The sequence below is a fragment of the Corynebacterium propinquum DSM 44285 genome, assembly GCF_000375525.1.
Classification (GTDB): Bacteria; Actinomycetota; Actinomycetes; order Mycobacteriales; family Mycobacteriaceae; genus Corynebacterium; species Corynebacterium propinquum.
On sequence record NZ_AQXC01000002.1, the window covers coordinates 225,793 to 249,597 of the forward strand.

Here is a 23,805-nt window from a genome sequence, read left to right on the forward strand (position 1 = left end):
AACATCATGTCTTTGCGCCCAGATACTCTTGCCGACGCCACCGCACCTGCCACCCGCCTCGACGGGGCAGGTCTGCGTCGTTGGGCGCAGCGCGCAGCTACAGAGCTGCAGCGTCGGCGCAGCGAAATCAATGGGCTGAATGTGTACCCGGTACCGGATTCCGATACCGGCTCGAATATGTCGTTCACCATGGATTCGGCTCTGGCCCAAGCCAGCGAAACCCCAGATAACCACGTTGCTACTGCACTAGCCATGGGCGCTGCGCGCGGAGCACGCGGCAACTCCGGGGTGATCCTGTCGCAAGTACTACGCGGCATTGCCGATTCTTGCCCAGATAGCTGCCTGGAGGCCCCACAGTTGCGTTCCGCACTGCACAGCGCGGTGGAATTATCAGAAAAAGCCATCGTCTCCCCAGTAGAAGGCACCATCATCAGCGTGCTGCGTGCGTGCGCACAGGCAGTGGATCCCACGGCAGAGACCGAAGCTACAGAGACAGACCTACTCACCACCGCCTGCGACGCACTGCACGCCGGTGAACAAGCACTCGCCGCTACTCCTTCGCAGCTGCCAGAACTCCGCGCAGCCGGCGTCGTCGATGCCGGGGGAGTCGGACTACTAGTGCTGCTGCAAACGCTGGTGGACGAACTCGAAGGCCGCACAGAACCACACGCCAGTGCGCTGGCCACCGATACCTTCGTCTCGCACGCCGACCAGAACCGCAGCCACCACCTGGAAGTGATGTTCTTTTTCACCGGCGACGTCGACCAGCTCGAAGCTGGCATCGCACCACTGGGCGATAGCCTGATCATCGCCCGTGTTAACGACACCGAGGCCACCGTGCACATTCACAGTCACCGCGCCGGGGCAGTGATTGAAGAAAGCCTGGAACATGGCCGTCCGAGCGATATTCGCCTGGAGGTGCTGCCAGATGCTCAGGCCGATGCCCAGGCAGATAACCTGTCGGCTGCATCAGCACACGGCGACGGCGCTCATCGAGAAGACGGAACCGGGGCCACAGGTAATGCCATGGACACTGCCACTGACGATGACGATGACGATGGCACGGCTGCTCGCACTAAACCTCGCACCAAACCGCAGACTAAACCTCGCACTAAACGCCGCACTGAGCACCGACAGTTAGTGGCCTTGGTGGACGATTCCAAAATCGCGGAACTATTCGCGCAAGCCGGTGCGCACGTGGCAGCGCCGCAGGAATTCGTAGAACAATACCGTGGTGTACTGGGCTCTGCTAAGACAACTGCCACCAATACCTCGCACACGGGCGCAGCTACCGCAACCGCGCCCGTAAACCTGTCGGAATTGACTGTGCTCAGCAACGGTTACACCAACGCCCAGCAGCATCAACGCTGGCGTTCCCAGGGCGCCGAGGTCATCGAGACCGCCTCACTGTGCGCGGGCATTGCCGCGATTTCGGTGTACGACAAAACCCTGCCCGCAGCCGAAGCCACCGAAACCATGTGTGAGGCCGCTCATGCCATGCGTACAGCAATAATCGAAAACCCAACCGAGTTCGGTGATCAGCTCGGCCCCGAAGTACTACGAGTGGCATCCAACCTGGTCGGTGACGACATCGAACAAATCACCATACTGACCCCGTTTCCGGCCGCTATTGACGCCGAGGCACTGGCCAAGCTGGGCGTAGAAGTCATCGTATTTGCCACGGAAACAGGGCCAATTGAACTAGGGGTGGAATGACGTGCTGGGCTGGCGTGATGACCGGGACCTTGCCGACGTCGTCGGTGAGAAAGAAGCCAAGGCAATTGCCAAGGCCCTGGAGATCAACACGTGCGGCGAGTTAATCACGTATTTCCCCCGCGCTTTCTCGCGCCGGGATGACATCATCACGAATGAGGATCTTAATTCTGTCGACCCGATTACTTTTATCTCGACGGTGGTGAAAGCAGACAAGATTGATACGGGTAAGAAACGCACCGAGATTACTCTTAGCAACGGTGTGACCTTGGTGTTTTTCCACCACCAGGTTTTTGGGGTGTGGAAAGGTGCGACGATCATGGTCACTGGTAAGGTGCGGGTTTTTCAGAAGCATCTGACTGTTACGCACCCGCAATGCTTGGTGTTTAGCAATTCTTCTACAGGCCCTGATGCTAAGCCGAAGAAAACTTTCAGCAGTGGGGCGATGAAAAAGCTGGAGCGCTATGAGGGGCTGACTACCTATCTTGCGGCCCAGCCTTTCATTCCGATTTACCGGCAAAAAGGTGGGCTGGAATCTGCGCGGATTTTAGGCGCGATTTATGAATCTTTGCGCACGATGCCGCTGTTGCCAGATCCTGCCAATGGCGGTATGACGCTGAATGAGGCGTTGTGGGATCTGCATTTTCCACCTTTTCTTGGCAATGGCCCGGCTGTGGAAACATTGAAGGACAAAGAAGCGCTCACCCTCGCGTTGGTGATGGCGCTGCGCCGGTTGGATGCGCAAAAAGCTAGTGCCAACCCCTTGCCGCCGGGGGACAAATATCGCCAGCTTGTCGACGGTTTGCCCTACCAGCTCACCGAAGACCAGGAATCGGCGTTATCTGAGATCAGCGGGGAAATGCAGCGTAATTTCCCGATGTCGCGAATGCTGCAGGGCGAGGTCGGCTCCGGCAAAACGGTGGTCGCCCTCGCGGCGATGTTGCAGGCAGCGGATAACGATAAGCAGGCTGCGTTATTGGCGCCGACGGAGGTCTTGGCGACGCAGCACGCCTGCAGCATCACCGCTACTTTGCGCGAGGTCGGGGTAGAGGCAAACGTCGTGTTGTTGACTGGTTCCATGCCGGTGAAAGCCAAGCGTGAGGCGTTGCTGCAGATTGTTTCTGGTCAGGCTGATATTGTCATCGGCACGCATGCTTTGTTGGAAGACACGGTGCAGTTTTGTGAGCTCAGTTTGGTTATCGTCGACGAGCAGCACCGGTTTGGTGTCGAGCAACGCGATAAGCTGCGCGCGAAGACCTACCCGGTGGCGCACCTGTTGGTGATGACGGCGACGCCAATTCCGCGCACGATCGCGATGACGGTGTTTGGTGATCTGGCGGAATCGACGATCAAGCAGCTCCCGCGCGGGCGTCAGCCGATTAGTTCCTCGGTGGTACAGCATGAGCAGCAGGGGTGGACAGATCGCATGTGGCACCGGCTGGAAGAAGAACTCGCGGCCGGGCGCCAGGCGTATGTGGTGACCCCACGCATTGATGGTGCGGGTGGGGTGATTGAGTTCGCCCTGAAGCTGGGTGCGGAGATCCCGCCGGTGGCTATGCCGAATTCCGCCCCGGAAGATCTGGCAGAGGCAGACCCGTTCGCCCGTTATGGCGAGGATGAGCGCCCACTACCACAGGATGGGTTGTTTGCTGCTTTTGAGCCACCCAAGCGTGAGGTGCTGGACGATGTACCCACGGAGATTGCAGGCGCGCGCATTGGTGTGTTGTTCGGCCGGATGAGCGGGCCGGATAAAGAAGAGGTGATGCAGAAGTTCGCTGCTGGTGAGATCAACGTGTTGATTTCCACTACCGTCATTGAGGTGGGGGTGGATGTGCCGAATGCCACGATGATGATCGTGCGTGAATCGGAGCGTTTTGGTCTTTCGCAGTTGCATCAATTGCGTGGCCGTATTGGCCGTGGCACCCAGCCTTCGGTGTGTTTGTTCCACACTTTGGCTCCGGAGGGCCACCCGGCGAATGCCCGCTTGCAGCAGGTAGCGGGTACTAACGATGGTTTCGCTGTCGCCCAGATTGATCTTGCGCACCGCAGGGAAGGCAACGTCTTGGGTACTGAACAGTCTGGGGTGCATTCGCAGTTGAAGTTGTTGGATGTGCAGAATGATTCCGCGCTGATTGAGCAGGCGAAGGTGCAAGCCGCAAGCATCATCGAACACGATGTGGCGATGGCGCGCGCGATGGTTGCAGGCATTGACGATGATGGCTATGAGTATTTGTCTAAGACCTAGCTAGGCTAGCGCGGTTTGCCAGGTTTTCGCCGGTTACACTGGTGGGCATGACTCGGATTATTGCAGGCAGTGCCCGTGGCAGAAAGATTGCGGTGCCCGCAGAAGGTACTCGCCCGACTAGTGACCGCGCCCGGGAGGGGCTGTTTTCTGCGCTGAATGCGCGTTTGGAGTTTCCCGGCGCGCGGGTGCTGGACTTGTTTGCTGGTTCCGGCGCGCTGGGCTTGGAGGCTGCCAGTAGGGGAGCAGACCGGGTGGTGCTTGTCGACGCCAGCCAGGAGGCCTGCGAAATCATCCGTGGCAATGCTGCCGTGTTGGCTGATGTAGACGCCCAGATTGATGTGGTTGCGGCACCCGCGCTGGATTACATTTCGCGTACCGGCGAGCGCTTTGATCTGGTGTTAGCAGACCCGCCCTATGCGGTAGGCAACGACGAGCTGGCAGAGCTGTTGGATCAGCTACCGCGAGTGCTGAACCCGGATGCCATGGTGGTGATCGAGCGGGAAGTGCGCTCAGCGGAAGCTCCGTGGCCAGAAGGCTTTGTTCCGACCACGCAGAAGTTGAAACGCCGCACCTACGGCAAAGCGCGGATGGATATGGCCAATTACCGTGGAACTGAGAACGACGGCTGATATCTATAAGCCTGCTACTAACACCCCGAAATTGAAATTTCGGACCGAAAATTCCGGGGCCTTGGCTTTCCCAATACCCAGCAACACAAGGAGAAGCAATGAGCGATAATACCCAGCAGAATAAACGCACCACCGCAGTGTGCCCGGGATCGTTTGATCCGGTGACCATGGGGCACGTGGATATCATCACCCGTGCTGCGCGGTCTTTTGATCACGTCACGGTGCTGGTGACAGCTAACCCGAATAAGAAGGGGTTATTTAGCGTCGAAGAGCGCATGGAGTTGATCCGGCGTTCTGTTGATTGCGATAACGTCAGTGTCGATGCCTGGAGCGATCTACTGGTGAAATATACCGATGAGCACAACATTGATTGTTTGGTCAAAGGCCTGCGCAGTTCGTTGGATTATGAATATGAGCTGCCGATGGCGCAGATGAACAAGCGGCTTTCTGGCATTGATACTTATTTCTTGCTCACCGATGAAAAATACGGCTACACCTCTTCGTCGTTGGTCAAAGAGGTGGTCCGCTTTGGCGGTGATGTTTCGGATCTGTTGCCGGAGCCAGTTTCCAAAGCCATCGCCGAAAAATTTGGTTAAACCTGTGCCTTCTTTTTTGCTTGTGTGCGGTCGGCGATAACGAAGGCCGCCACAATGACCGCGCCAAGCAGCATCATCAGGATGAGCGTCAGGAAGTTCGCGTCACCGTCGCCTTGCCAGGGCCAAATCGCGCGCAGTGAGCCGACCATCAGGCCAGCCATGGCCACTAGGGTTAGGGTGCGGTGTTGGTCCAGCAAGTAGTTGATGACCTTCACGAAGGCTACCAGTCCGGTCAGTGCGCCAGCGGCGAAGACAGCCAGCACGGTGAGGTCGCGGTCGGAGACCGAGCCGATGACGAAGTTGTACAGGCCCAGGGTCAGCAAGATCAGCGAGCCGGATACACCCGGCAGCACTAGGGCGCAGACCGCAATAGCTGCGGCGAAGAAGACCGCGATCAGTGACGGGTCCCGGTTCGGTTCGGAGGTAAACCCGGTAACGAATGCGACGAGCCCGGCGGCGATCAGGAACGTGATGATGGCCGGGCCTTTCTTTTTGCTCAGGTCCTCGTCAATCATCATCAGCGGCACGATGATGGAGACCGCCACCATGCCGAAGAATAGAGCGCGGGCAACATCTGGGGTGCCTTCCACGAAGGAGCTCAGGATGCCGGATAGGCCGAATACGGCGGCGAACATGCCGACGCCGATGGTGAGCAGGAAGATCCATTCGACTTCGCGGAATTTTGCTTTCAGCAGCAGATTGGCGTTGTGAAGGGCGCGTTCATAGATGCCCACGATCAACGCGACGGTTCCGCCGGAGACGCCGGGAACCAGTTCTGCGGAACCGATCAGCGCACCGCGCAGAATGTTGAGGAGATGAGTAACCATGCGCGCTATTATATGCATCGCCTGGCGCCAGTAATGGCCAGACCGGGAAGTGTCGGTAATTGGTGGCTGCTGCCATTCGATAAAGGTCACGAAAATAGCTTATGAGCAGCTGATTAGTTAATTACGGGGATGGTGTTATAGGCTATTTAGCGCACGCCCCAGTAGCCCAATTGGCAGAGGCAACGGATTCAAAACCCGTCCAGTGTGAGTTCGAGTCTCACCTGGGGCACCATAACCAGCGGAAACGCCGAAAATGGATATTAAAACATGGTTGGTGTCCATTTAATGTCCATAATTAAACCAACCTCCCCTCGTTATGGCGATAGGTCTGGAATGACCCACCTCATTATTATTCGAATATATATTCGATAATAAGTATTTAAAGAGAATCAAGCCTCAAACATGAGTGAACACTGCTTTTCTTAACGTTGTCACCAGTTGGGCCAAGGGGTTTTGCTTGGTCATCTCCAGTTGGGTCATGGTATGACGTGCTCCCCACTAGTCAGAAACTGTTTTCTCAGTCCAATTAATTGGGAGCACGTCAAAGGGGCAGGGTCTTTGAGGGCATTCGTTGCCCACACCAGGTTTTGAAACGTCGAATGTGAAACGAAATGGTAGGGTACGATGGCATCAGAATTGGTTAATCAGATTGAATATGATTTGTGGGATGCAGTTGCGCCCCTAATGCGCCCTGTCGTTTCTGAGTTTAGTTGGGTTGATGCGTTTGAGGACATGGAATATGGCGGTTACCCAGCGATAGGTGTTGCAAGTTTGCTGAATGCAGCAAATGCGCCTTTGCCTGAGGAAGCTGTGGAAATAATTGAACGGTTTATTCCGCGCCTACAAGAATTCAACGGTGATGCGTCTATTGTCGCTGCTTTTTTGGTAAAGGCGAAGCAGCGCGTCGGTGTGTCTGCTTAGCTTTGCGTAATTGAGATGGCGCCACCTTGGTGGGTGTTTGAGTAAGGTTTGATTCCTTACTGGTGTACTAGAAACCCCTGTTTCTGGGTGCCCGTTTATGGGTGCTTGGTGGCGGGTGTTCTGCCCAGATCTTTATGGGCTGTCCTGTAAGAGGGATCGTGAAATTCGTATGAGGAGATGATTTGCCGGTTAAGGGTTAATCATTTTTGGTTGGTGCGGTGCGCTGTTCCCAACGACGATTGTCAGCCATTTGGTAGTTCCGGCGGCCTGGCCTCACATAGTGCCGCAAATTGCTACAAGGATGAATAATGATAAGGATTCATTTATGAGTCTACGGCGTTCTGAAGAAGGGACCATCCTTATAACGGCGGTGGCTGTGTCTATGACGCCGATCTCATCGCGATGTTTTGGGAATACATGGAAAACGGTGGGAGCAGGTCAAACTGAAGGAAATAGTTTGCGACGTTGTCGTATATGTGGAGGTGATCGGTCAAGATGTCTGATCGGTATAAAGAAATGGGCTTAGAAATGCTGCCGAATAAACATTACGCAGCATGGTCACATGAGCCGCGCGCCGGAATCGTATGGGTTTACTGTACCTCAGGTAAGGTAATTCCTGTCCTTAGTGACCAAGAAAAAATACTTCTTTGTGCTGATGGAGACGTCGACGCTTCTGACTTTGATTGGGAGCTTGGTAAAAACCTGCAACGTTTAATCATTGATTGCGCGGATAATGATCTTACGGTGCCTGAAGCATTGGCTGTCATCCGTGAAAAATGGGGCCAACCCGATATTGAATTTCCCGTTGCTGATGTCAACGATGCGAGTCCAGAGCTTCGAGCCGCTTTAGGTACATAAGCCTGTTTAGATACTCTAATCTTTGGCCACCCTGTTTTTATGGGGTGGCTTTTGCGCTATCTGGTGACAGTTCGTTGAGGTTCGATTCCTCTTTAGCGCGCAACCCCCACACCACATGGTTGGTGGCGGGGGTTTTTTTCATGCCCAAAATTAGATAACCCAGGAGGTTACGCAATGGCAGAAGAAACCACCGCCACCAATGACGGACACAACGAAGCCGCCGAGGTGGCCCAGCAGGACTCCACCCAGGAGGAGGGGCACTCAAAACCAGAGCGCACCACCGAGTCCTACCAGCAAGAGCTTGAAAAATTACGCAAGGAAAACGCGAAATACCGCACCGAACGTAATGAGTACCGAGCCGACGCTGAAAAGTTCCGTGAAATGCAGGACGCCGAGAAGACCGAGCTGCAGCGCGCCCAGGAGGCGCTGGAAGCTGAGCGTAATAAAGCTACAGAGTTCCAGGTGGAGCTTGCCCGGTCGAAGGCACTGTCAAAGTACGGAATCTCGGAGGACAACGCAGATCTGCTTGGCTTGAACCCGGAGACGTTCGACGACAACGCGAAGCGTCTTGCCGAGCTACAGGCGCAGGCTGCTAAGCGTGCCGCACCTCCGTCAGATTACCCGGTGGAGAATTTGAAGCCAGGTGCTTCTTCGAAGGAAGAGGCCTCGGATTATTCGTTTCCTGATGTGTGGCCGGTGCACGGCAAACTCGTATAGCTAACAAGATTCCTTAAGGAGGGATTTTTGTAATGTTCACTTTCCTGGGGCCTGGGCATGTGTTGTACAGGTGGGAGATCGGCCTACGAATAATGGCGATATGCCGTTACATTTGGCCTCGACTCGCGCGGGCCATGGGCGGGATTCTCGGTATTCTGGTGCGTCGAAGTTTCCTCGGAGGGTCAGATCAAAAGATTGTTGATGCCGTGCGTGATCTTTTAGAGTTTGAGAAGGTCAAACCAAGGAAGAATGGAGATAAGCGTACAATTCTTGGTCAGGTTGATGGTGTAAAGATCCGGGTTGTGTACCAGATTAGGGACAATGAGCCGTATGATATGACAGCCTATTTCGTTTCAGGAAAGTGGGTTACCCGTAATGAATGGGCCGTACGGTTTAGTTAAAGAACGTGACTTGTTTGAGTGGCTAGTGGATAAAGTTTCAGCTCCCCAAGATGCTGTTGAGGACGCGAAAGTTGATAACGAGTTTAGTTATCCGGATATTGCGCTAGCTACGTTATTCGATACGATAAATGCTCCTCTCGCTCGCGAAGTGGTAGATGTTGTCGACCGCTTCATCACTGATCAAATTCGGGGTGAATTGTGGGTGCGTTTTTATTATGAAGCGGTTGATAGGTTTGGCATTGCTGGTGACAATGCGTCAACTTAATCAATTTGAAGTGCCCCGGGGTCAGACCCAACATGATAATCGATCTGCATAGAACTGAATTAACTCTCGAAGAAGCGATTGCGCAGGTGGATCGAGCGCAAGCACGGTATGATCGTGTTCAGGAAGTGATTATTATTTCACAGGATAATAGGGTGGCGAGAAGGAAACGTGGCTGAGAGTATAGCTTTCGTTACTGATGCTCGGCTGGCTAAAGTAATTGAGGTTTTTGATGCCGCTGGGGAGTGCCTTAATTTAAATCCTGATGATGATTCCCTGGAGACTTATAGATTCAGCACTCCGGGCGGTGCTTATGTAACTGCTTTTTGGGATTTGAAACCAAATATCGACGAATACGAGATGGTTATCGACGTTTACGAGCAAACTGATGCTGGAGCGGCTGCACGACTTTTTGAGGTAGTTGCTAGCTCAGTAGAACAAAAAGTTGTTCTGTTTGGTGCTGATTCTGATGAAGTGGTTGCCGAATCAAACGGCCACTAACTAAAGGTATTCGCTTATCTAAAAATCAATTTCAAGCACCCTATTTTAACGGGGTGGTTTTGTGTTATCTGGTGACAGTTCGTTGAGGTTTGAATCCTTTTTAGCGCGCAACCCCAACACCATTTGGTTGGTGGCGGGGATTTTCATGCCCAAAAAATAGATAACCCAGGGGTTTTCGCAACGACGCGCAACCGTGGCCGGGGAACCGTTTAGAACGAAGCACCGCTAACAACTGGGAAAAGATTGGAGGATAATGCTACTGGCATAGCTGAGCCGGAGACCCTGGCCGGTTCGCGTGGCACTCCCGCACCTCGTCTGTCAATCACAGTCGCGTGCGGCCCAAAATCGTAGTCACGTGTTCTGGGATGCGATGGTTGGCGGAGTAGTTACGCCACGCTGCGTAGCTCACTCCACTGTGGTCGGCTCAGATTGCGCCGACCACAGTTCTTGGCCAGTGTCCACGTTAATAATTTTAGGCTGCATGGTGTTGCCTTTCTAGCCAATGCTCGCGGGTATCCAGGGCTAAGCAAACGGTCGTGGCTGTAAGTGCTGTGGCGGTAGCCCAAACTGGAGCTTTAGTAATGATGAATGATGCACTGATAAGTGCGGTGATGATTGTCATCTTGTAAGTCCTTTCTGTAGTGTGAGGGGGTGACCCCCGGCTGGGTAATTAGCGTATCCAGCCGTGGAGGCTTTCTAATCCCACTGGCTGTTTACTTATTCCACTTTAGTGGATCTGAGGCTTTCCGGGTGTTGTTCCACTTGCTGAACACCCCAAGTTGTTCATGGTGAAGGAAAGTGACAATCGACCGCTTTTGATGGGAAATTCAGTCGAATTCATGGTTTGAGAGGGCGCTAATTCTTCCCTGTTAAGCCGCGATCTTTAACTGTAATTCAACTGCTCGATTAGGTGCCTGTTCAATTGGGATGTCGAGGACTCCTAACTGGCGCCAAATTTTCTGCGCGCGTTCTAGTGCTTTGAATTGTTCTTCACGGGGTGGGGACTGATAGAAAGCGAGAATTTCCGTGTCATCGTCAATCGTGAGCTTCGCATCGTCAGAAACCAAAAATGCATTACTGTGCCTGAGCTTATCAATTCTTAATGCCCAATTTTCTGCACGCGTGAACGCGGCCTCGGACTTTTCGGTCTCAAAGTTGAATGCATCATTGAATTCGAAGACGACGTCGTCTAGCACTACCGCACAATTAGGTTGCAGCTTGTAGCCTGAGAATTGCACGCTAGAACCCGTTCTTACCGCTTTTTTGAGCGTTGGAAGTCGTTGGTAAGCTTCTTTGACTTGGGCATGTAAGCTAGAAGCGGTTATTCTATGCTGCTTTTGCCGTTTCGGGGTGATGAATTCTTGGAATAGAAGATCACACGCGTTTGCTAAAGAATCCGATAGCACTGACTTTTCATGGTCGACTCGCAACAAGTTATTCCAGTGATTTGAACACCAGCTGAGGTAGTCAGGGAGTGTTTCCGATCCACGAATATCAAGCATCAATCCTGATTCTCGTAAGCCTTTGAGCCGGTACTGAGCTGCCTCTTTGCGCTCTTTACAGCATTCCCTATCCCGTACATTCCACGGTAATCATCGTGGAATTTCCACAGGGCTTCGCCGTTGTCAGGATTCTGTACGATCACGCCGAACCCAATCGACGTAATCGCGAGTGGGGATGGGACCACGCGAACAGTCCAGTATCTGAATCGCATAGCTACTCCCTTCCTAGCGTGGCCCGGTAGTCTTCTAATATCGATACCATGAATGGTTTTCGGGTGAGAAGATCGCGAACGAGAGCATCGACTTAATCTTTGCTTACGTGCCATTCATCCGGCATTGGGGCTGCCTCCTGAAAATGGACACATCGGGGTAGCCATGTTGATTTAACCAGTGTAGCTAACAAGCGAGCGTCAAAACATCAGGAGTCAAAAGATTGCACCTGGAATGCCGCCTGCGTGTGGCGCAACGCCTGCACCATTGAAAGGCTTTGTTGCGCAGATGATCGCACGGCGACGTTTTGGGAACGCATGGAAAATAGCGTGAGCAGGTCTAGCTGTCTGAGATAGTTTGTGGAGTTTCCGGGACCGGAGGCTAACGCAGAACGCACCCGTTCAATCTGGTTTTTGCAGGGCGGATCTACTTCCTAGCGCGTAAGTTGGTAAGGAAGTAGTGGGGGAATGAATGATTTTTTGACTACGACGAATATGCGGAGGTGATCGGCCAAGATGTCTGATCGGTATAAGGAAATGGGCTTAGAAATGCTGCCGAATAAGCATTACGCAGCATGGTCGGATGAGCCGCGGCCTGGTCTTGCTATGGTGTACCGCACCCGGGATAAGGTTATCCCGCTTATTTGCGATGAAAAGCGGATTTTTACCTGTGATGATTCGCCCGTAGATGCTTCTTATTATGACTGGCGTCTAGGCAATGACCTGCAACGTTTAATCATTGATTGTGCGGATAATGATCTTACGGTTGCCCAAGCGCTGGCTGTTGTCCGCGAAAAATGGGGCCAACCCGATATTGAGCTTAAGGTCGATGATGTCAATACCGCTGGCCCTGCGATTCGTGCAGCATTAGGGATGGGGACTGCTTAATCGGGATCCTATACAGGTTCTAGCGAATACCGGGGCTACCACTATTTGCGTAGTTGATGGGGAGACCCGGGCCGGTTCGCGTGCCACTCGCGCACCTCGTCCGCAAGCCACAGCCGTGTGCGGCCTAAAATCATGGCGACGTGCTCTGGGGTGCGGTGATTGGCTGAGTAGTTACGCCACGCTGCGTAACTCACTCCAATGTGGTCGGCGCAATCCGCGCCGGTCCAGAGTTCTTTCCCTGTGTCTGCGTCAATGATCTTAGGCTGCATGTTTCCGCCATTTCTGCACGATCTGGACGGTCTCAATTGTGAGCGTAACCGCAGTGGCGCCCATGACCATCCAGAATATTGGGGTATCTCCTATGGTGAGTGCGATAAGTATCGCGAGCACTATTAGTGCGCTGGAAATTGTAGACATGATGTCCATGATGTGTCCTTTCTGGGTTGTGGTATTTTGAGAGAGGGTGGGCACCCCGGGAGCTGAGTACTTTCTCTATTCAGCTCCCGAGGTGCTTAGCTATCTAGCTCCAGCTTTTTCATCTCAATCCTATGATTTGAGATGAAAAAGCTGTCTCTATCGATAGTCGCCAGGGGGTCGCTCCGAACCAAGCATCGCTGATAACTGGAAAACGGTTGGAGGATAACGCTACCGGCGTAGCTGAGCCGGGGAGCCGGGCCGGTTTGCGTGCCAGTGCTTAATATCCTCGGCAAACCACAATGCGCTACGGCCATCGAGCATGGCGACAGGGTCGGGTGTGCGCCCATTCGCATAGTAGTTTGCCCACGTGCGAGTGGTGATGTCGCAGTGTTTGGCGCACTCTACGGCGCGCCAAAGCTCTTTCCCCGTGTCTGCGTCAATGATCTTAGGCTGCATGCTTTTTCCTTTCGTTGCTGTCGATGGCGATACCGACGGCAAGGAAAGCAGGAATGAAGAACGCGCTAGCACCCGCCAAGGCCATGATGGTGGCTGCAGCGGTGGAGATGAGCGTAAATCGCATGATTTTCCTTTCGTGTTGTATGGTGAGGGGTGCCCGGCCATCCTATTTATGGCCGGGACTTTTGTTAGTGGCTATTCGGCACTACTTGCGAGTGTCGAGCCAGATCAAAATCATTACGATCAGTGTGATTGTCGCAATGATGTCTGTGTAGCTGACATTTTCAGTTCTTCTATTTAGTTGTTGTAGCGCCTTTTGGTCTGACAATAATCATTCTACCGCACTGGTACGGTATTACTAAACTGGAATTAAGTTAAATTTATGTCATTTTCCAGCACTCAAAACACATTCAAAATAACCCCTGGCCGCTACCAGGTTGGTCGTTAATTTTATGCCAATAGGCAGGCGAAAATGAAAGATTGTTACCAGGTACTACCTGTTAAAATCTGGCTACTGCAAATGATCTGTACCCCCCCCTTTGTCGCATATCCCTAATTCAACGCCCCGCTCAATTATCTGGTTGAACGCAGCCTGGCGTGTGGGGGCGACCAGGCCTAGTCAAATGAATAACGGTGTATCCCATTCCGCAACGTCATGCGGCTAGCCGCTTGCTTAACTCGGTTGCGCGCGATTCCACAGCGTCAATCGGCAGATATTGCACTCGCGAAGCATCCCAAATTTCTCGCGCGCGCTTAAAGGTATCAAATTGCCCGTTAGTCTGAGGTTCGTAGTAGAAGGCTACGATGTCTGTATCCTTGCCGATTTCGACTCGGGAATTTGCAAATTCTAGCTGTGAACTCGTGTTTTGCATTTTTTCGATTTTTAGTGACCAGGCTTCCACATTTGCGAAACCAGCATTCGGATTCGCAGTCGCGAAGTTGAATGCTTCGTTGAGTTCAAGCACTGTGTCTGCTTTCACGACTGCACAGTTTGGGTTCAGTTGATATTTCGCAATGATAAGAGTCGAGTCAGTTTTTATTGCAGTGCGAACAAGTGGCTGATTTTGATAAGCCTTTTTGATTTTAACCCGCAGATTGCGCACATCATTTGCTGGTTGGTTCCTTGCAGGGGGTTCTATTAGCTGGCTGAACAAGAGAGCGCACGCCTCTGTCAGGGAGGCCGCGTGCATGAACTTCGCAGCATCAACGCGCAATAGATTGTTCCAGTGATCGACACACCAACCAAGGTAATCGTTAAGCGTCTCGGTGCCCTCGATGTCTAACGCGTGGTTTGCATCTTGTAGTTGTTTGAGCTGTGTTTCCAGGTTTTTCCGTGCGGTTTTGACGGCACCTTGTACTGCTCCCATTCCGCTGTGGTCATCGAGAAATTGCCATTCTGATTCGCCAGTGGATACGCATTGGACGATCACCCCATATCCGAGGGACGTAATCGCTAATGGTGAGGGGACTATGCGGACAGTCCAATATCTGAATTGCATTGTCACTTCCTCCCATTGGTATTGCGGTATCGCTCTAGTCTTGACAGTGTAAATGGTTTTCGAGACAGTATATAATTTACTAGGTTAGATACTTCATTCTTATCGACGGCCCATTCTGGAGGCAGTTGGTCCAAAATAGTCGCGAAGAGATTTTTGTCGAGAGCGTCGACAGCTGCGCTGGCTTTATCCCAGCATTCCTGAGGAATATGCGCCCTTAACATCGGCAAGTCTGGGGTAGCACCTTTCGCCTCTGGAGGGCCGTACCCCCAGGGTTGTTCGAATGAATCGAACCAGAAACCGTGGTCAATAGACCACAGCTGATTATCCGCATCGCAATCAATAAGTAATTGGTGATCGTCGTGAACGCAGCAGAGATCCCACAAAGCCAAGATTTTTGGAATGTGATTTATGTTTGCGTCGTCGGTGACATGGGGAATAACAGCCGGAGAAGTGCAAACGGTGGATGTATGTAAATTCAAAGAACCGAAAAGAGGCAATTTGCCGATTCGATAACGATCAGTACGGTTATGGTCGCTGGTGATCAAGGTATCACTCAAAGACTGCGGTACATGAATTATTTGCCACGGGCGTATTTGGGCACCGATAGTCTCACCAGTAATGCTTGCGACAACTTCGTTAATGACGGCTTCGTGCCCATGAGGATTCTCGAACCGTTTGCACCAGTAAGAATTTCCGTCACTAGCAAGACCAAGGAATGGTTTAGAACCGGAGTTTGCCATTTGACGCGGCAGAACCAATTCAATCCGCTCTTGGCGTTTTCTGTGCGCGTCGAAGTCTATTACATTTTCGTTGGAGTTCATTTAATTCATTTCAACTATGATGCTGGTCGGTCGCTTGTAAAGTTGATTCTACTGTAACTTAAGACACAGATCGATTATGCGGGCGTTGTTTCGGTGGAAGCCATCAGTGCAGTGCGCAGGACGGAGCTGTCGCCGAAGCTTTGCCCCACCAGGACTATCTGCCTGCTGTTGATGATGATCGCCGGAAGTTCGGTGGCCAGTGTGCTGGCGAATGCTTGAGAGGCGTACTCCTCGCTGCGGTCATCGTGGCGTGCGGTGCACCGTATGACGAATACCTTCCGGTCGATGGATAGGTATGCCCCAAGATGCACATATCGACGGTGGGCATCGATTCGGTGAGCTCGACGTCCGAACGGTAGGGGACCGTGAAGACGAGGGCATCTGCGTCTGTGGGCACCGAGATTCGGTGAACGGTGGTCATGTCCGGGGAATCTGTCATGGAAGTTGCGCTACTTTCATCATTGACTAGATAGGTAAACATAAGCTAACATTCACTGTATGCGAGTTGCTGTTTCCGGCTATCAGCCGTGGGGGCACCGGACGTTGTCTACGGTCATCAGGGTTGGTCATGAAGCAGTTTTGGTAGTTGCGCACCCCGCCAGCGATCACCCTTATGAGCAAATGTGGGCAGACTCCGTTGAGGAGCACGCCAGTGAGCATGGGCTCCCGGTGTGTGTCATTGAGCGCGCGGGGCAAGACGTCATTGAGGCGTTACATGATGCTGCATCAGACTTACTTCGAATTCCGAGGTTAGCGCGTCCACGTGCGTTCCGCGCACGTCTCGCAAGGTCGCTTCGGCGGAACCCCTTGCCGAGTCACCATCCCTCACGAGGGAGGAATCGCGATGGTCTGCGGATCGCGCGTTGCCGACGTGCCGGCGCCGGCGATTGTTCTGGACCTTGTTCGTCTCGACGACAACTCGGAACTGCCCGCGACCGAAACCAATAACAACGGAGAAAAATGACACTCAAGAAGATTCTCGTTAGCACCGCTGCTGTGCTGACCTTGGGCGCAGCACTGACCGCGTGCTCGACTGATGACAAGTCCGGAAACTCCGGGGATTCCCAGGCAGTCAACGCCGAACAGGGCGCATTCCCCACCACCATCGAGCACCGCTACGGCTCGACCGAAATCAAGGAAGCCCCACAGCGTGTGGTCTCCTTGGGCTACACGGATCAGGACGCACTGCTGGCACTGGGAGTTACTCCTGTCTCCGTAAACTACTGGGACGGAATGACCCCGGATGGTCAGGCTGCGGGCAACTGGTCCAATGACAAGATCGCGGGCGAGACTCCTCGGATCGACAAACACGCAGAGGTTAATGCGGAAGCTATCGCTAAGGATAAGCCAGACCTCATCGTGGCCGTTTACTCGGATATCGATGAAGCCACGTACAAGAAGCTGTCTGGGATCGCCCCTGTCGTCGTACAAAAGGGCGAATACGAAGAACTACAGCAACCATGGGACGTGACCACGGAAGAGATCGGGCAGGCCGTGGGCAAGCCTGAAGAGGCAAAGCGCCAGGTGGAGCAGGTCAAGGAGAAGTTCGCAGAGCTCAAGGCCCGCCACCCAGAGTGGGCCGAGAAGGAACTCGGTGTAGCCACTGTCTCTGACGAGAATCTGGCGGTCTTTGCCGAGGGTGATCCGCGCAGCCGCTTCTTCACCGAGCTGGGATTCAAGATCAACCCGGCCTACGCGGGCATCACCAAGGACAAGTTCTACGGCGAGGTCTCCAAGGAAAACGCAGCCAAGATCAATTCCGACATATTGGTCTGGGATCAGCTGTCCTACTCTCCGAAGCAGAGCAAGGCTTCTGTGATCGAGGATCCGATCGTGGGCGAGCTGCCTGCCGTGAAGGACGGACGCAGTGTTTATTTGGAAGGCGACTTGGAAAAGGCCTTCGGGTGGCAGACCGTGCTGAGCCTGAACTATTTGCTGGACAAGATCGAGCAGCCGTTGGCAGACGCCACGAAGTAGTCTGAATCAACTTCTGAGCCGCCCCGCGCGAAAGTGCCGGGGCAATCTTGCTGTCGTTGAAAGCTCTTAAATTCCACGACAGGTCATGCGGAAAATCTCTCCAAGATTTCGTCCGCATGCCCTTTCGCGGGGCTCCGTCGAGTTGAGATGTCGAAACATGCCGAATCTCCAGTCCCAGTGGTCCGAGTTACGGGGAAGTACCCCCTTCAGTCATCCATCCTGCGGTACAGCAGACCGTTGAAGTGAACACGGGTACGGGCGAGGAGAGAGGTTTCTACTTTTCAATTAGACCGCAACTTTCAGCCCATCGCGCAGCATGCGATAAACTGCGTCAAGAGCGGTAGCGGTAACCGTCAAAAATGGTCCTTCGAAGACAACGGCGCGGAAGATATTTGCTGACCTATAGGGGAGACGAGCCAAGTCTAGCTACAGTACAGTTTTCTGAGGGTTCCAGCAGTAAAGAAAACTTCGGTTTATATAAGTCGACGTGGGTTCTATAAGTGGCCAACTACAGAACGATACTAGTTAGATGCAGACATACAATAGATACGATTCATTTGGGGAACCAAAATGGGATTTTCAAAGCTCTGTAGAGGTCCCATTCCCAGATATATTCCCTTACGATATTAATGACGGTGGTTGCCTCGCTACGCTTAGTCGGAACTACTCGTATGCAGTAGAAGTACGGATGGAGTCCTCCATTTTTCCACCGTTAGGTGACAATAGAGCCTGTACCTGGCGGGAAGTGGGAATGGCCCTTAATCGACCAGTTCTCCCTGCTCGCTCTTTCCGAAATGCTTTCGGAAAAATGAGCGAAACTCAATTCAAGTCTGAGATAGCAAACAAGGTGTCATGGCCCTTCGATACGAACCTAAGCCTCTTATGGTATCCGCTTCGCGCCGAACTTGGAAGGCCTGAATATTGCTGGTACCTCCCGGAAGGCTATGAGATAGGCGACTGTGAAGAACGAGAATTAAACGGATGGCATTACGTAGCTGGCTCACTAATCGAGGAGACGCACAATGATTCTGAAGGTGTCGTTATGGCTACCGCAGCATGGCATTCAGATTTGTGGCTTATGTTTTTAAATGAATGCAACTCGCGGGTGATTGTTACCTTAAACAACCGCGATCAGGCGCGTCGAATACTAGAGAATAATGTCATTGAATCGTATTTACTCTGGGGGAACTGCTAACACTCCCATAAGGCTATTCGGAATAGTACTGCAGGCCCATTCGCTTCGATCATTAGGGACCTGACCCCCGACGTGTCCACTTTCCGGGGGTCAGGTCCTCTTTTCGATTCCTTGTTGGACTAAGACTTTCGGGCAGCAGATGCTGATTGGTGGTGGAGAGGACTCCGTGGGTACTAGTTTTCCAACCCATCAACAATCCGCACGGTTTCCATCGCCACCCGCGTGACCTTGCCAATCAGATCCACGATGTAGCGCGGGTTGCCCACCTCATCGGCCCAATCATTCGGATCATTCACAATCCCCGAAGCTTTGTCCTTCTTCACCTGGTACCGATCAATCAACCATGCCACCGCGGAACGCGAGCCCAACATGTACTCATCCGCCTCTGCCGGAATACCGGAGATGGTCACCTGCTTGTTGTAGATCAGCTTGGTCACGTCATTGACGTTCTTGCCCGTTTCCGGATCCTTGCGCCTAGCCCACTTCATCTTCTGCACACGCCAGGTCTCACGGTTGGACTCATCACCCTTGACCTGAATATCTAACGGCCACGGTTCCACGGACTCATAATCCACGTGCAACTCCATGAGTTCCTTACCAGCTGCAGCGAACTTATCGAACTCAGCACGCGACGACGGCGTTTCAATATGCGGCAGCATCTTCTTCAAATCTGCCGCATACTGCGTGCGATAACCCGGATCATGCAACTTGCCGTACACAAAGTGGAAGATGCCATCACCCGTGACATCACCGCCCAACGCATCCCGGTAAATCTGCTTAATCTCATCCGTGATGTTGTCCACCCGCACATACCCATCAACAACCTCACCGACTTGGCCGTAAGCACTGGTCTCACCTTGCTTGACGACGTTCCCTTCACCGAACAGACCACCATCTTCGGCATCGACTGGGGTCCAGGTGAAGCGGGTAAAGAACTGGCCAGTATACGTGAAGAACGACAGATCTGGGATTAGTTCTGTAGCTAGCACTGCAAATTCAGCTGCATCGCGAGGGGCCATAACGATGAAACCGATATTGGAGTGCTCTGGGGTCGGAAACATTGAAGGCAGTTGGTACCTACGATGGTTCAGTTGTTCGTCGAAGTATACATATTGCTGGCAAAATGGTCGATACTGGCTCTTTGTTCGGTAGCCGTTTCGGTTAATATCTACTCTCCGATCCAGCTGGGCTTGGAGACTTGAAGACCATTTACTCCGGACCGGATTTACGAACCATGGCTCGCTCTTTAAAAACTCTTCCGCATTTTGTTCGGGGTGAATCGTTTCCAGGGCTTGAGTGTAAGTCGATTTCAGAACTGCGACATTTTCTCCTATAGCCTTTGTTGAAAATGAATACAGCCAAGAATCTCTGGCTGATTCTAGGCCCCTAGAGAATATATTAAAGAATGTAGTCGAACTTCCCTTTTTGTCACCAATAATCGGCCACGTCTCAAACTCTTCAGATCGTTGATTTAGCCAATCGCCTTCTTTGTTAGGTTCGATAGTTTGCCAAATAAGGGTTTCGATTGATGCGCTTGTAATTGCACTTATCTTGTCAGCTTTAGAGGAATAGTCCGGTAATTCGGCATAGTGCAAGTCAAAGGATTGCTTCGACTCATCCTTGATCCCTATAGCAATGGAAACCCCAACCCGGATGTCAAAAACATTTCCGCCTTCACGTTTGGCGTGTTCGCCAGCGGTACGAGAATTTCCACGAAGATTAAAAACGTAGAGATCTGTAAAGTCTTCGGCCATCGACAAGCGCACACCGGCACCGGCATTGCCGTCGATCCACCCATTATTTGATACGAATGCCACGATTCCTTGGTCGCCGATGCGGTCCGTAGCCCAGCGGAAAGCGCGCAGGTAGGAGTCGTACAGGGAGTTTTTATTGGTGGCCGTGGACTTGGCCGCGTAGGTGTCCGCGATGCGCTTATCTAGGCTGGGGTACTTCTGGTTGGCATTGAGGTCGTTCGCGGACTTTTGGCCGACGGAATACGGCGGGTTACCAATGACCACATTGATGGGCGCATTCTTCTGCCGCTCAATGGTGGCGTTGTTTTCGCGGAAAATGTTGAGGTCTGGAATATCGCCGTCTTCGTGGACTTGGAAGGTATCGGCAAGCGCGATATTCGTAAATGACACGTAGTCCGGTGTTGGTGCACCGTTGCGCTGCGCGGCTTCCTCACGCAGGGCGTTGTAGGTGGTCTCGATATTCACCGCAGAGACGTAGTACGCCAGCAGCATGATTTCGGTGGCAAACAGCTCGTTGGCATATTTGCGTGCCATGTCTTCTGGTTTGATCAGCCCAGACTGCAGCAAGCGCACCATGAACGTCGAGGTCCCAGCGAAGGGATCGAGGATGCTTACCCCCTCATCGCTTAAGCCCTTGCCAAAGTGCTTGCGGGAGACCTCATCGGCAGCGCGCAGGATGAAGTCCACGATTTCCACCGGGGTGTAAACAATGCCGAGGGCCTCTGCCTGTTTCTTGAAGGCCTTACGGAAAAAGCGCTCATACAGATCCTTAATCACCTGCTGCTTACCCGACGCAGAGGTCACTTCAGACGCACGCACGCGCACGGAGTCGTAGAATTTCTCCAGCGATTCCGTTTCGCTGTCCAGGTGTGCGTCCTGCAGCGCATCTGTCATACGCTGCATTACCTGGGCCACCGGGTTGTTCTCAATGAAGTCGTGGTTATCGAACAACGCGTTGAACACTGGAGCAGTGATCAAGTGCTGCGAAAGCATCGAGATGGCATCGGCTTCACCAATCCCGTCGTTCAGGTTATTACGCAGGCCATCGACGAAATCATCGAATTCAGCGCGCAAGTGCTTATCCGCGCCGTCGACAAGCTTAGTAATGCGGGTGACCTGGTTTTCGGCAATCTTGGCGACGTCATCGGCCCAGTCTTCCCAATACGTGCGCGAACCAACCTTATCCACCAACTTGGTGTAGATGGCTTCCTGCCACCGCTCCAAAGAAAACAGCGCGATCTGCTTCGCTGTGTCTGCATCAGTGGGATTATCGGTCGGGGAGGGAACAGGATCGACGATCGGCTTTTTAGGTTTCACAACTGGATCCACGACAACTGGCAGCTCGTCTGGGTTGCCTTCGTTTAACGCGATGGAGTTGATCTTCGCATTGAAGCGATCATCGTGGGCACGCAGTGCGTTCAGGATCTGCCAGACCACCTTGAAGCGCGTGTTGTCGTTGAGCGCCTGCGATGGGCTCACCCCAGGAGGCACCGCGACCGGCAGAATAATATAGCCATAGTCTTTGCCCTCTGCCTTACGCATCACGCGGCCGACAGACTGCACCACATCCACCATGGAGTTACGCGGTTGGAAGAAGATCACCGAATCCAGCCCAGGCACATCCACGCCTTCCGACAGGCAACGCGCGTTGGTCAGAACCCGGGATTCCGTAGGCGCAATGTCCGCTTCTAGCCAGTTAATCCGCGAAGAGCGCTGCATCGCGTTCATGGTGCCGTCGACATGCTGGGCTACCACAGCCACATCCGTGTTGTGCAGGCTGATGTCTTCCAGCGCGGCGTGCTCGTGCAGCGATTCCTGGTGCGCAGCCACCAAAGCAGGGAAGGAATCTGCGATCTGCTTTGAATGTTTGATGTCTTTCGCGAAAGCCACCGTGCGTTGCATCGGCTTGGCATTAACCTCGAAGCCGTCCTTGGTGCCCTGCAACTTGCCGGAGCGTTTCGCCAGCGCATTCCACGCGCCGATGATTGCTGAAGCCGTTGTGAGGTTCACTAATTGTCCTGGGGCGTTGGCAAGGGCTTCTGCGGCGACGTCCTCGTCGACCGTCATCACCAACACCTTGTAGTCGGTAAGCAACCCGCGCTCGACGGCTTCGCCAAAGCCTAACCGGTGAAACTCCGGGCCGTAGACACCTTCATCATCCATCGATGCCAACTCAGCCGAGTGGTCTGCGGCTTTGTCTTTCACATCGTCGTCGAAAAGCTTGGGTGTGGCCGTCATGTACAGGCGCTTGTCGGCTTTGATGTAGTCGGCTTCGTGGATGCGCACAAAGTTCGAGGCATCCTCGCCAGCCAGCGTCACACCCGTGGTGCGGTGCGCTTCATCGCAAATAACCAAGTCGAAATCGTCAAGGCCGTTGTGCTGCGCGTCGTGCACCGTCGGTAGCGACTGGTAGGTGGAAAAGACCACGTGCAGGCCGGCAGAGTGCTTGCCGGTATTGAATACTTCCGCTAGGCGCTTACCATTTGTAGATACCGGAACTTCTAGGTCATACGGCGCAATATCCTCGGCGCCTTTGCCCACCTTGGTATCTGAGCACACCGCAAAGCTGCGCATATCGACCGTTGCCTGTGCGGTCCACTCACGCAGGGTTTGTGAGAGCAGCGCGATAGACGGAACCAGGAATAAAACCCGGGCTTTACCCCCCCCCGTTTTCGCGGGCGAACTGTTCAGCCAGGCGCAGCGACGTAAATGTCTTGCCCGTACCGCAGGCCATAATCAGCTTGCCGCGGTCATGGGTAGCGAAACCAGCCAAGGCTTTTTCGATTGCCTCAGATTGGTGTTTGCGGGGTTGGAAAGCTTCCTTACGCTCCAGTTTCACCTGGATCTCTGAACCAGGGAATGCCACATCCCAGTTCACCGGGGCAGAGGCAATGTCTGCGATACCGATACGGCTGGTTTCAATGATCTGGTTCGCCAGCGCGGCCTCGGCATTCGAGGACCACTTATCCGTCGTCGAGATGATATAGCGGTGCGAGAAATGTTCCCGGCCGTTTTCCGTTTCGAAGGATTTGCCAGAAGCCTCAAAGAAGGAGTCGATGTGGCCTTTTTGGATACTGGTGGTCGGCCTATAAAACTTCGCCTGGATGGCCACCCAGCTGTCATCGGCCACGCGGTGGGCCACCATATCGATGCCCGTGTCGGTCTGGCCGTTGTTATAGCGCCAATCAGACCAGCGGCAGACCTCATCGAACTGCTCGGCCAGGGAAGGAGTAGTGCGGAAGAAGTTCACCATGAGTTTTTCGAAGGCAATACCGTACTTGCCCTGCGGTTGATTCTCACGTAGCTGGTCCAGAACTTCTTCAAACGTAGCCATGCACCGATTATGCCTTATCGGGGTTGCGGGGCGAGGTTCTTGGTGCACTTTGCCCAGCCTATGGTTCCTGGCCAGTGCCCGCG

Annotated in this window: 23 protein-coding genes and 1 tRNA gene; 13 read left to right on the forward strand and 11 right to left on the reverse strand. The window is 53.2% G+C overall.

Translation table 11 applies throughout. The features are described from left to right. Window positions 1-6 precede the first annotated feature (6 nt). From B142_RS12830 to coaD, 4 genes are all read left to right on the forward strand, one after another. Complete coding sequence (locus B142_RS12830) at window positions 7-1,716, forward strand: DAK2 domain-containing protein (RefSeq protein WP_018120083.1); 1,710 nt, start codon at window positions 7-9, stop codon at window positions 1,714-1,716. A gap of 1 nt (window position 1,717) precedes the next feature. Then, window positions 1,718-3,958 (forward strand): ATP-dependent DNA helicase RecG, encoded by a 2,241-nt coding sequence (locus B142_RS0103085; RefSeq protein ID WP_018120084.1) that lies wholly within the window; start codon window positions 1,718-1,720, stop codon window positions 3,956-3,958. A 47-nt stretch (window positions 3,959-4,005) separates the two neighbouring features. After that, window positions 4,006-4,587: a 16S rRNA (guanine(966)-N(2))-methyltransferase RsmD gene (gene rsmD, locus B142_RS0103090; protein ID WP_039733635.1), complete on the forward strand. Its 582-nt coding sequence runs from the start codon at window positions 4,006-4,008 to the stop codon at window positions 4,585-4,587. A gap of 98 nt (window positions 4,588-4,685) precedes the next feature. Beyond that, on the forward strand, window positions 4,686-5,183 hold the full coding sequence (gene coaD / locus B142_RS0103095) for a pantetheine-phosphate adenylyltransferase (RefSeq protein WP_018120086.1): 498 nt from the start codon (window positions 4,686-4,688) through the stop codon (window positions 5,181-5,183). Here coaD and B142_RS0103100 read toward each other — a convergent pair. Next, entirely contained in the window at window positions 5,180-6,010 is an 831-nt protein-coding gene (locus tag B142_RS0103100) for a DUF368 domain-containing protein (RefSeq protein ID WP_039733636.1), read from the reverse strand. The genes coaD and B142_RS0103100 overlap by 4 nt on opposite strands. Before the next feature lie 155 nt (window positions 6,011-6,165). On the opposite strand from B142_RS0103100, the gene B142_RS0103105 reads away from it, so the two are divergent. From B142_RS0103105 to B142_RS0103135, 6 genes are all read left to right on the forward strand, one after another. Next, a tRNA-Leu gene (locus tag B142_RS0103105) sits at window positions 6,166-6,242 on the forward strand. Window positions 6,243-6,634: 392 nt separating this feature from the next. Continuing rightward, the gene (locus B142_RS0103110; protein ID WP_018120088.1) at window positions 6,635-6,931 is read left to right on the forward strand and encodes an RNA-binding protein; all 297 of its coding nucleotides are present in this window, start codon (window positions 6,635-6,637) and stop codon (window positions 6,929-6,931) included. Between the two features lie 495 nt (window positions 6,932-7,426). Further along, a complete protein-coding gene (locus tag B142_RS0103115) occupies window positions 7,427-7,789 on the forward strand; it encodes a hypothetical protein (protein WP_018120089.1) in 363 nt (120 codons plus the stop codon). Between the two features lie 174 nt (window positions 7,790-7,963). Next, window positions 7,964-8,506 (forward strand): hypothetical protein, encoded by a 543-nt coding sequence (locus tag B142_RS12835; RefSeq protein WP_018120090.1) that lies wholly within the window; start codon window positions 7,964-7,966, stop codon window positions 8,504-8,506. 375 nt (window positions 8,507-8,881) lie between these two features. After that, entirely contained in the window at window positions 8,882-9,172 is a 291-nt protein-coding gene (locus tag B142_RS0103130; RefSeq protein WP_018120092.1) for a hypothetical protein, read from the forward strand. 168 nt (window positions 9,173-9,340) lie between these two features. Further along, a complete protein-coding gene (locus B142_RS0103135) occupies window positions 9,341-9,670 on the forward strand; it encodes a hypothetical protein (RefSeq protein WP_018120093.1) in 330 nt (109 codons plus the stop codon). 869 nt (window positions 9,671-10,539) lie between these two features. Here the strand turns inward: B142_RS0103135 and B142_RS0103140 are convergent. Continuing rightward, complete coding sequence (locus tag B142_RS0103140) at window positions 10,540-11,172, reverse strand: hypothetical protein (protein ID WP_018120094.1); 633 nt, start codon at window positions 11,170-11,172, stop codon at window positions 10,540-10,542. Window positions 11,173-11,897: 725 nt separating this feature from the next. On the opposite strand from B142_RS0103140, the gene B142_RS0103150 reads away from it, so the two are divergent. Then, window positions 11,898-12,269, forward strand: a complete 372-nt coding sequence (locus B142_RS0103150) for a hypothetical protein (RefSeq protein ID WP_018120096.1) — start codon at window positions 11,898-11,900, stop codon at window positions 12,267-12,269. Between the two features lie 41 nt (window positions 12,270-12,310). On the opposite strand, the gene B142_RS0103155 is transcribed toward B142_RS0103150, so the two are convergent. From B142_RS0103155 to B142_RS13940, 6 genes are all read right to left on the reverse strand, one after another. After that, complete coding sequence (locus tag B142_RS0103155; protein ID WP_018120097.1) at window positions 12,311-12,538, reverse strand: hypothetical protein; 228 nt, start codon at window positions 12,536-12,538, stop codon at window positions 12,311-12,313. Window positions 12,539-12,914: 376 nt separating this feature from the next. Continuing rightward, window positions 12,915-13,142 (reverse strand): hypothetical protein, encoded by a 228-nt coding sequence (locus B142_RS0103165; protein WP_018120099.1) that lies wholly within the window; start codon window positions 13,140-13,142, stop codon window positions 12,915-12,917. Beyond that, window positions 13,132-13,266, reverse strand: a complete 135-nt coding sequence (locus B142_RS14155) for a hypothetical protein (protein WP_018120100.1) — start codon at window positions 13,264-13,266, stop codon at window positions 13,132-13,134. The genes B142_RS0103165 and B142_RS14155 overlap by 11 nt, the downstream gene beginning before the upstream one ends. A gap of 529 nt (window positions 13,267-13,795) precedes the next feature. Beyond that, window positions 13,796-14,509, reverse strand: a complete 714-nt coding sequence (locus B142_RS0103175; protein WP_222703919.1) for a hypothetical protein — start codon at window positions 14,507-14,509, stop codon at window positions 13,796-13,798. 134 nt (window positions 14,510-14,643) lie between these two features. Next, the gene (locus tag B142_RS12840) at window positions 14,644-15,462 is read right to left on the reverse strand and encodes a HipA family kinase (RefSeq protein ID WP_018120102.1); all 819 of its coding nucleotides are present in this window, start codon (window positions 15,460-15,462) and stop codon (window positions 14,644-14,646) included. A gap of 74 nt (window positions 15,463-15,536) precedes the next feature. After that, window positions 15,537-15,773, reverse strand: coding sequence for a hypothetical protein (locus B142_RS13940; protein ID WP_018120103.1), 237 nt, complete (start codon window positions 15,771-15,773; stop codon window positions 15,537-15,539). A gap of 452 nt (window positions 15,774-16,225) precedes the next feature. Here B142_RS13940 and B142_RS13945 point away from each other — a divergent pair, with 452 nt between their 5' ends. Then, entirely contained in the window at window positions 16,226-16,426 is a 201-nt protein-coding gene (locus tag B142_RS13945; protein WP_236658164.1) for a hypothetical protein, read from the forward strand. Then, on the forward strand, window positions 16,423-17,439 hold the full coding sequence (locus B142_RS0103195; protein WP_018120105.1) for an iron-siderophore ABC transporter substrate-binding protein: 1,017 nt from the start codon (window positions 16,423-16,425) through the stop codon (window positions 17,437-17,439). Before B142_RS13945 ends, B142_RS0103195 begins: the two co-directional genes overlap by 4 nt. A 285-nt stretch (window positions 17,440-17,724) precedes the next feature. On the opposite strand, the gene B142_RS14160 is transcribed toward B142_RS0103195, so the two are convergent. The 3 genes from B142_RS14160 to B142_RS14250 all read right to left on the reverse strand — a co-directional run bounded on the left by B142_RS14160 (window position 17,725) and on the right by B142_RS14250 (window position 23,722). After that, a complete protein-coding gene (locus B142_RS14160; protein WP_259816105.1) occupies window positions 17,725-17,859 on the reverse strand; it encodes a hypothetical protein in 135 nt (44 codons plus the stop codon). A gap of 948 nt (window positions 17,860-18,807) precedes the next feature. After that, entirely contained in the window at window positions 18,808-23,079 is a 4,272-nt protein-coding gene (locus B142_RS11720; RefSeq protein ID WP_407927006.1) for a type ISP restriction/modification enzyme, read from the reverse strand. Next, window positions 23,045-23,722: a restriction endonuclease gene (locus tag B142_RS14250; RefSeq protein WP_407927001.1), complete on the reverse strand. Its 678-nt coding sequence runs from the start codon at window positions 23,720-23,722 to the stop codon at window positions 23,045-23,047. Before B142_RS14250 ends, B142_RS11720 begins: the two co-directional genes overlap by 35 nt. Window positions 23,723-23,805 lie beyond the last annotated feature (83 nt).

Coding starts and splice junctions, on each gene's coding strand:
- B142_RS0103175 (WP_222703919.1), bottom strand. CDS start 14,509: ATGGGAGCAGTACAAGGTGCCGTCAAAACCGCACGGAAAAACCTGGAA.
- rsmD (WP_039733635.1), top strand. CDS start 4,006: ATGACTCGGATTATTGCAGGCAGTGCCCGTGGCAGAAAGATTGCGGTG.
- B142_RS0103195 (WP_018120105.1), top strand. CDS start 16,423: ATGACACTCAAGAAGATTCTCGTTAGCACCGCTGCTGTGCTGACCTTG.
- B142_RS14155 (WP_018120100.1), bottom strand. CDS start 13,266: ATGCGATTTACGCTCATCTCCACCGCTGCAGCCACCATCATGGCCTTG.
- B142_RS14250 (WP_407927001.1), bottom strand. CDS start 23,722: ATGGCTACGTTTGAAGAAGTTCTGGACCAGCTACGTGAGAATCAACCG.
- B142_RS0103110 (WP_018120088.1), top strand. CDS start 6,635: ATGGCATCAGAATTGGTTAATCAGATTGAATATGATTTGTGGGATGCA.
- B142_RS0103140 (WP_018120094.1), bottom strand. CDS start 11,172: ATGCTTGATATTCGTGGATCGGAAACACTCCCTGACTACCTCAGCTGG.
- B142_RS0103100 (WP_039733636.1), bottom strand. CDS start 6,010: ATGGTTACTCATCTCCTCAACATTCTGCGCGGTGCGCTGATCGGTTCC.
- B142_RS0103130 (WP_018120092.1), top strand. CDS start 8,882: ATGAATGGGCCGTACGGTTTAGTTAAAGAACGTGACTTGTTTGAGTGG.
- B142_RS12840 (WP_018120102.1), bottom strand. CDS start 15,462: ATGAACTCCAACGAAAATGTAATAGACTTCGACGCGCACAGAAAACGC.
- B142_RS0103155 (WP_018120097.1), bottom strand. CDS start 12,538: ATGCAGCCTAAGATCATTGACGCAGACACAGGGAAAGAACTCTGGACC.
- B142_RS12830 (WP_018120083.1), top strand. CDS start 7: ATGTCTTTGCGCCCAGATACTCTTGCCGACGCCACCGCACCTGCCACC.
- coaD (WP_018120086.1), top strand. CDS start 4,686: ATGAGCGATAATACCCAGCAGAATAAACGCACCACCGCAGTGTGCCCG.
- B142_RS0103150 (WP_018120096.1), top strand. CDS start 11,898: ATGTCTGATCGGTATAAGGAAATGGGCTTAGAAATGCTGCCGAATAAG.
- B142_RS12835 (WP_018120090.1), top strand. CDS start 7,964: ATGGCAGAAGAAACCACCGCCACCAATGACGGACACAACGAAGCCGCC.
- B142_RS0103115 (WP_018120089.1), top strand. CDS start 7,427: ATGTCTGATCGGTATAAAGAAATGGGCTTAGAAATGCTGCCGAATAAA.
- B142_RS0103165 (WP_018120099.1), bottom strand. CDS start 13,142: ATGCAGCCTAAGATCATTGACGCAGACACGGGGAAAGAGCTTTGGCGC.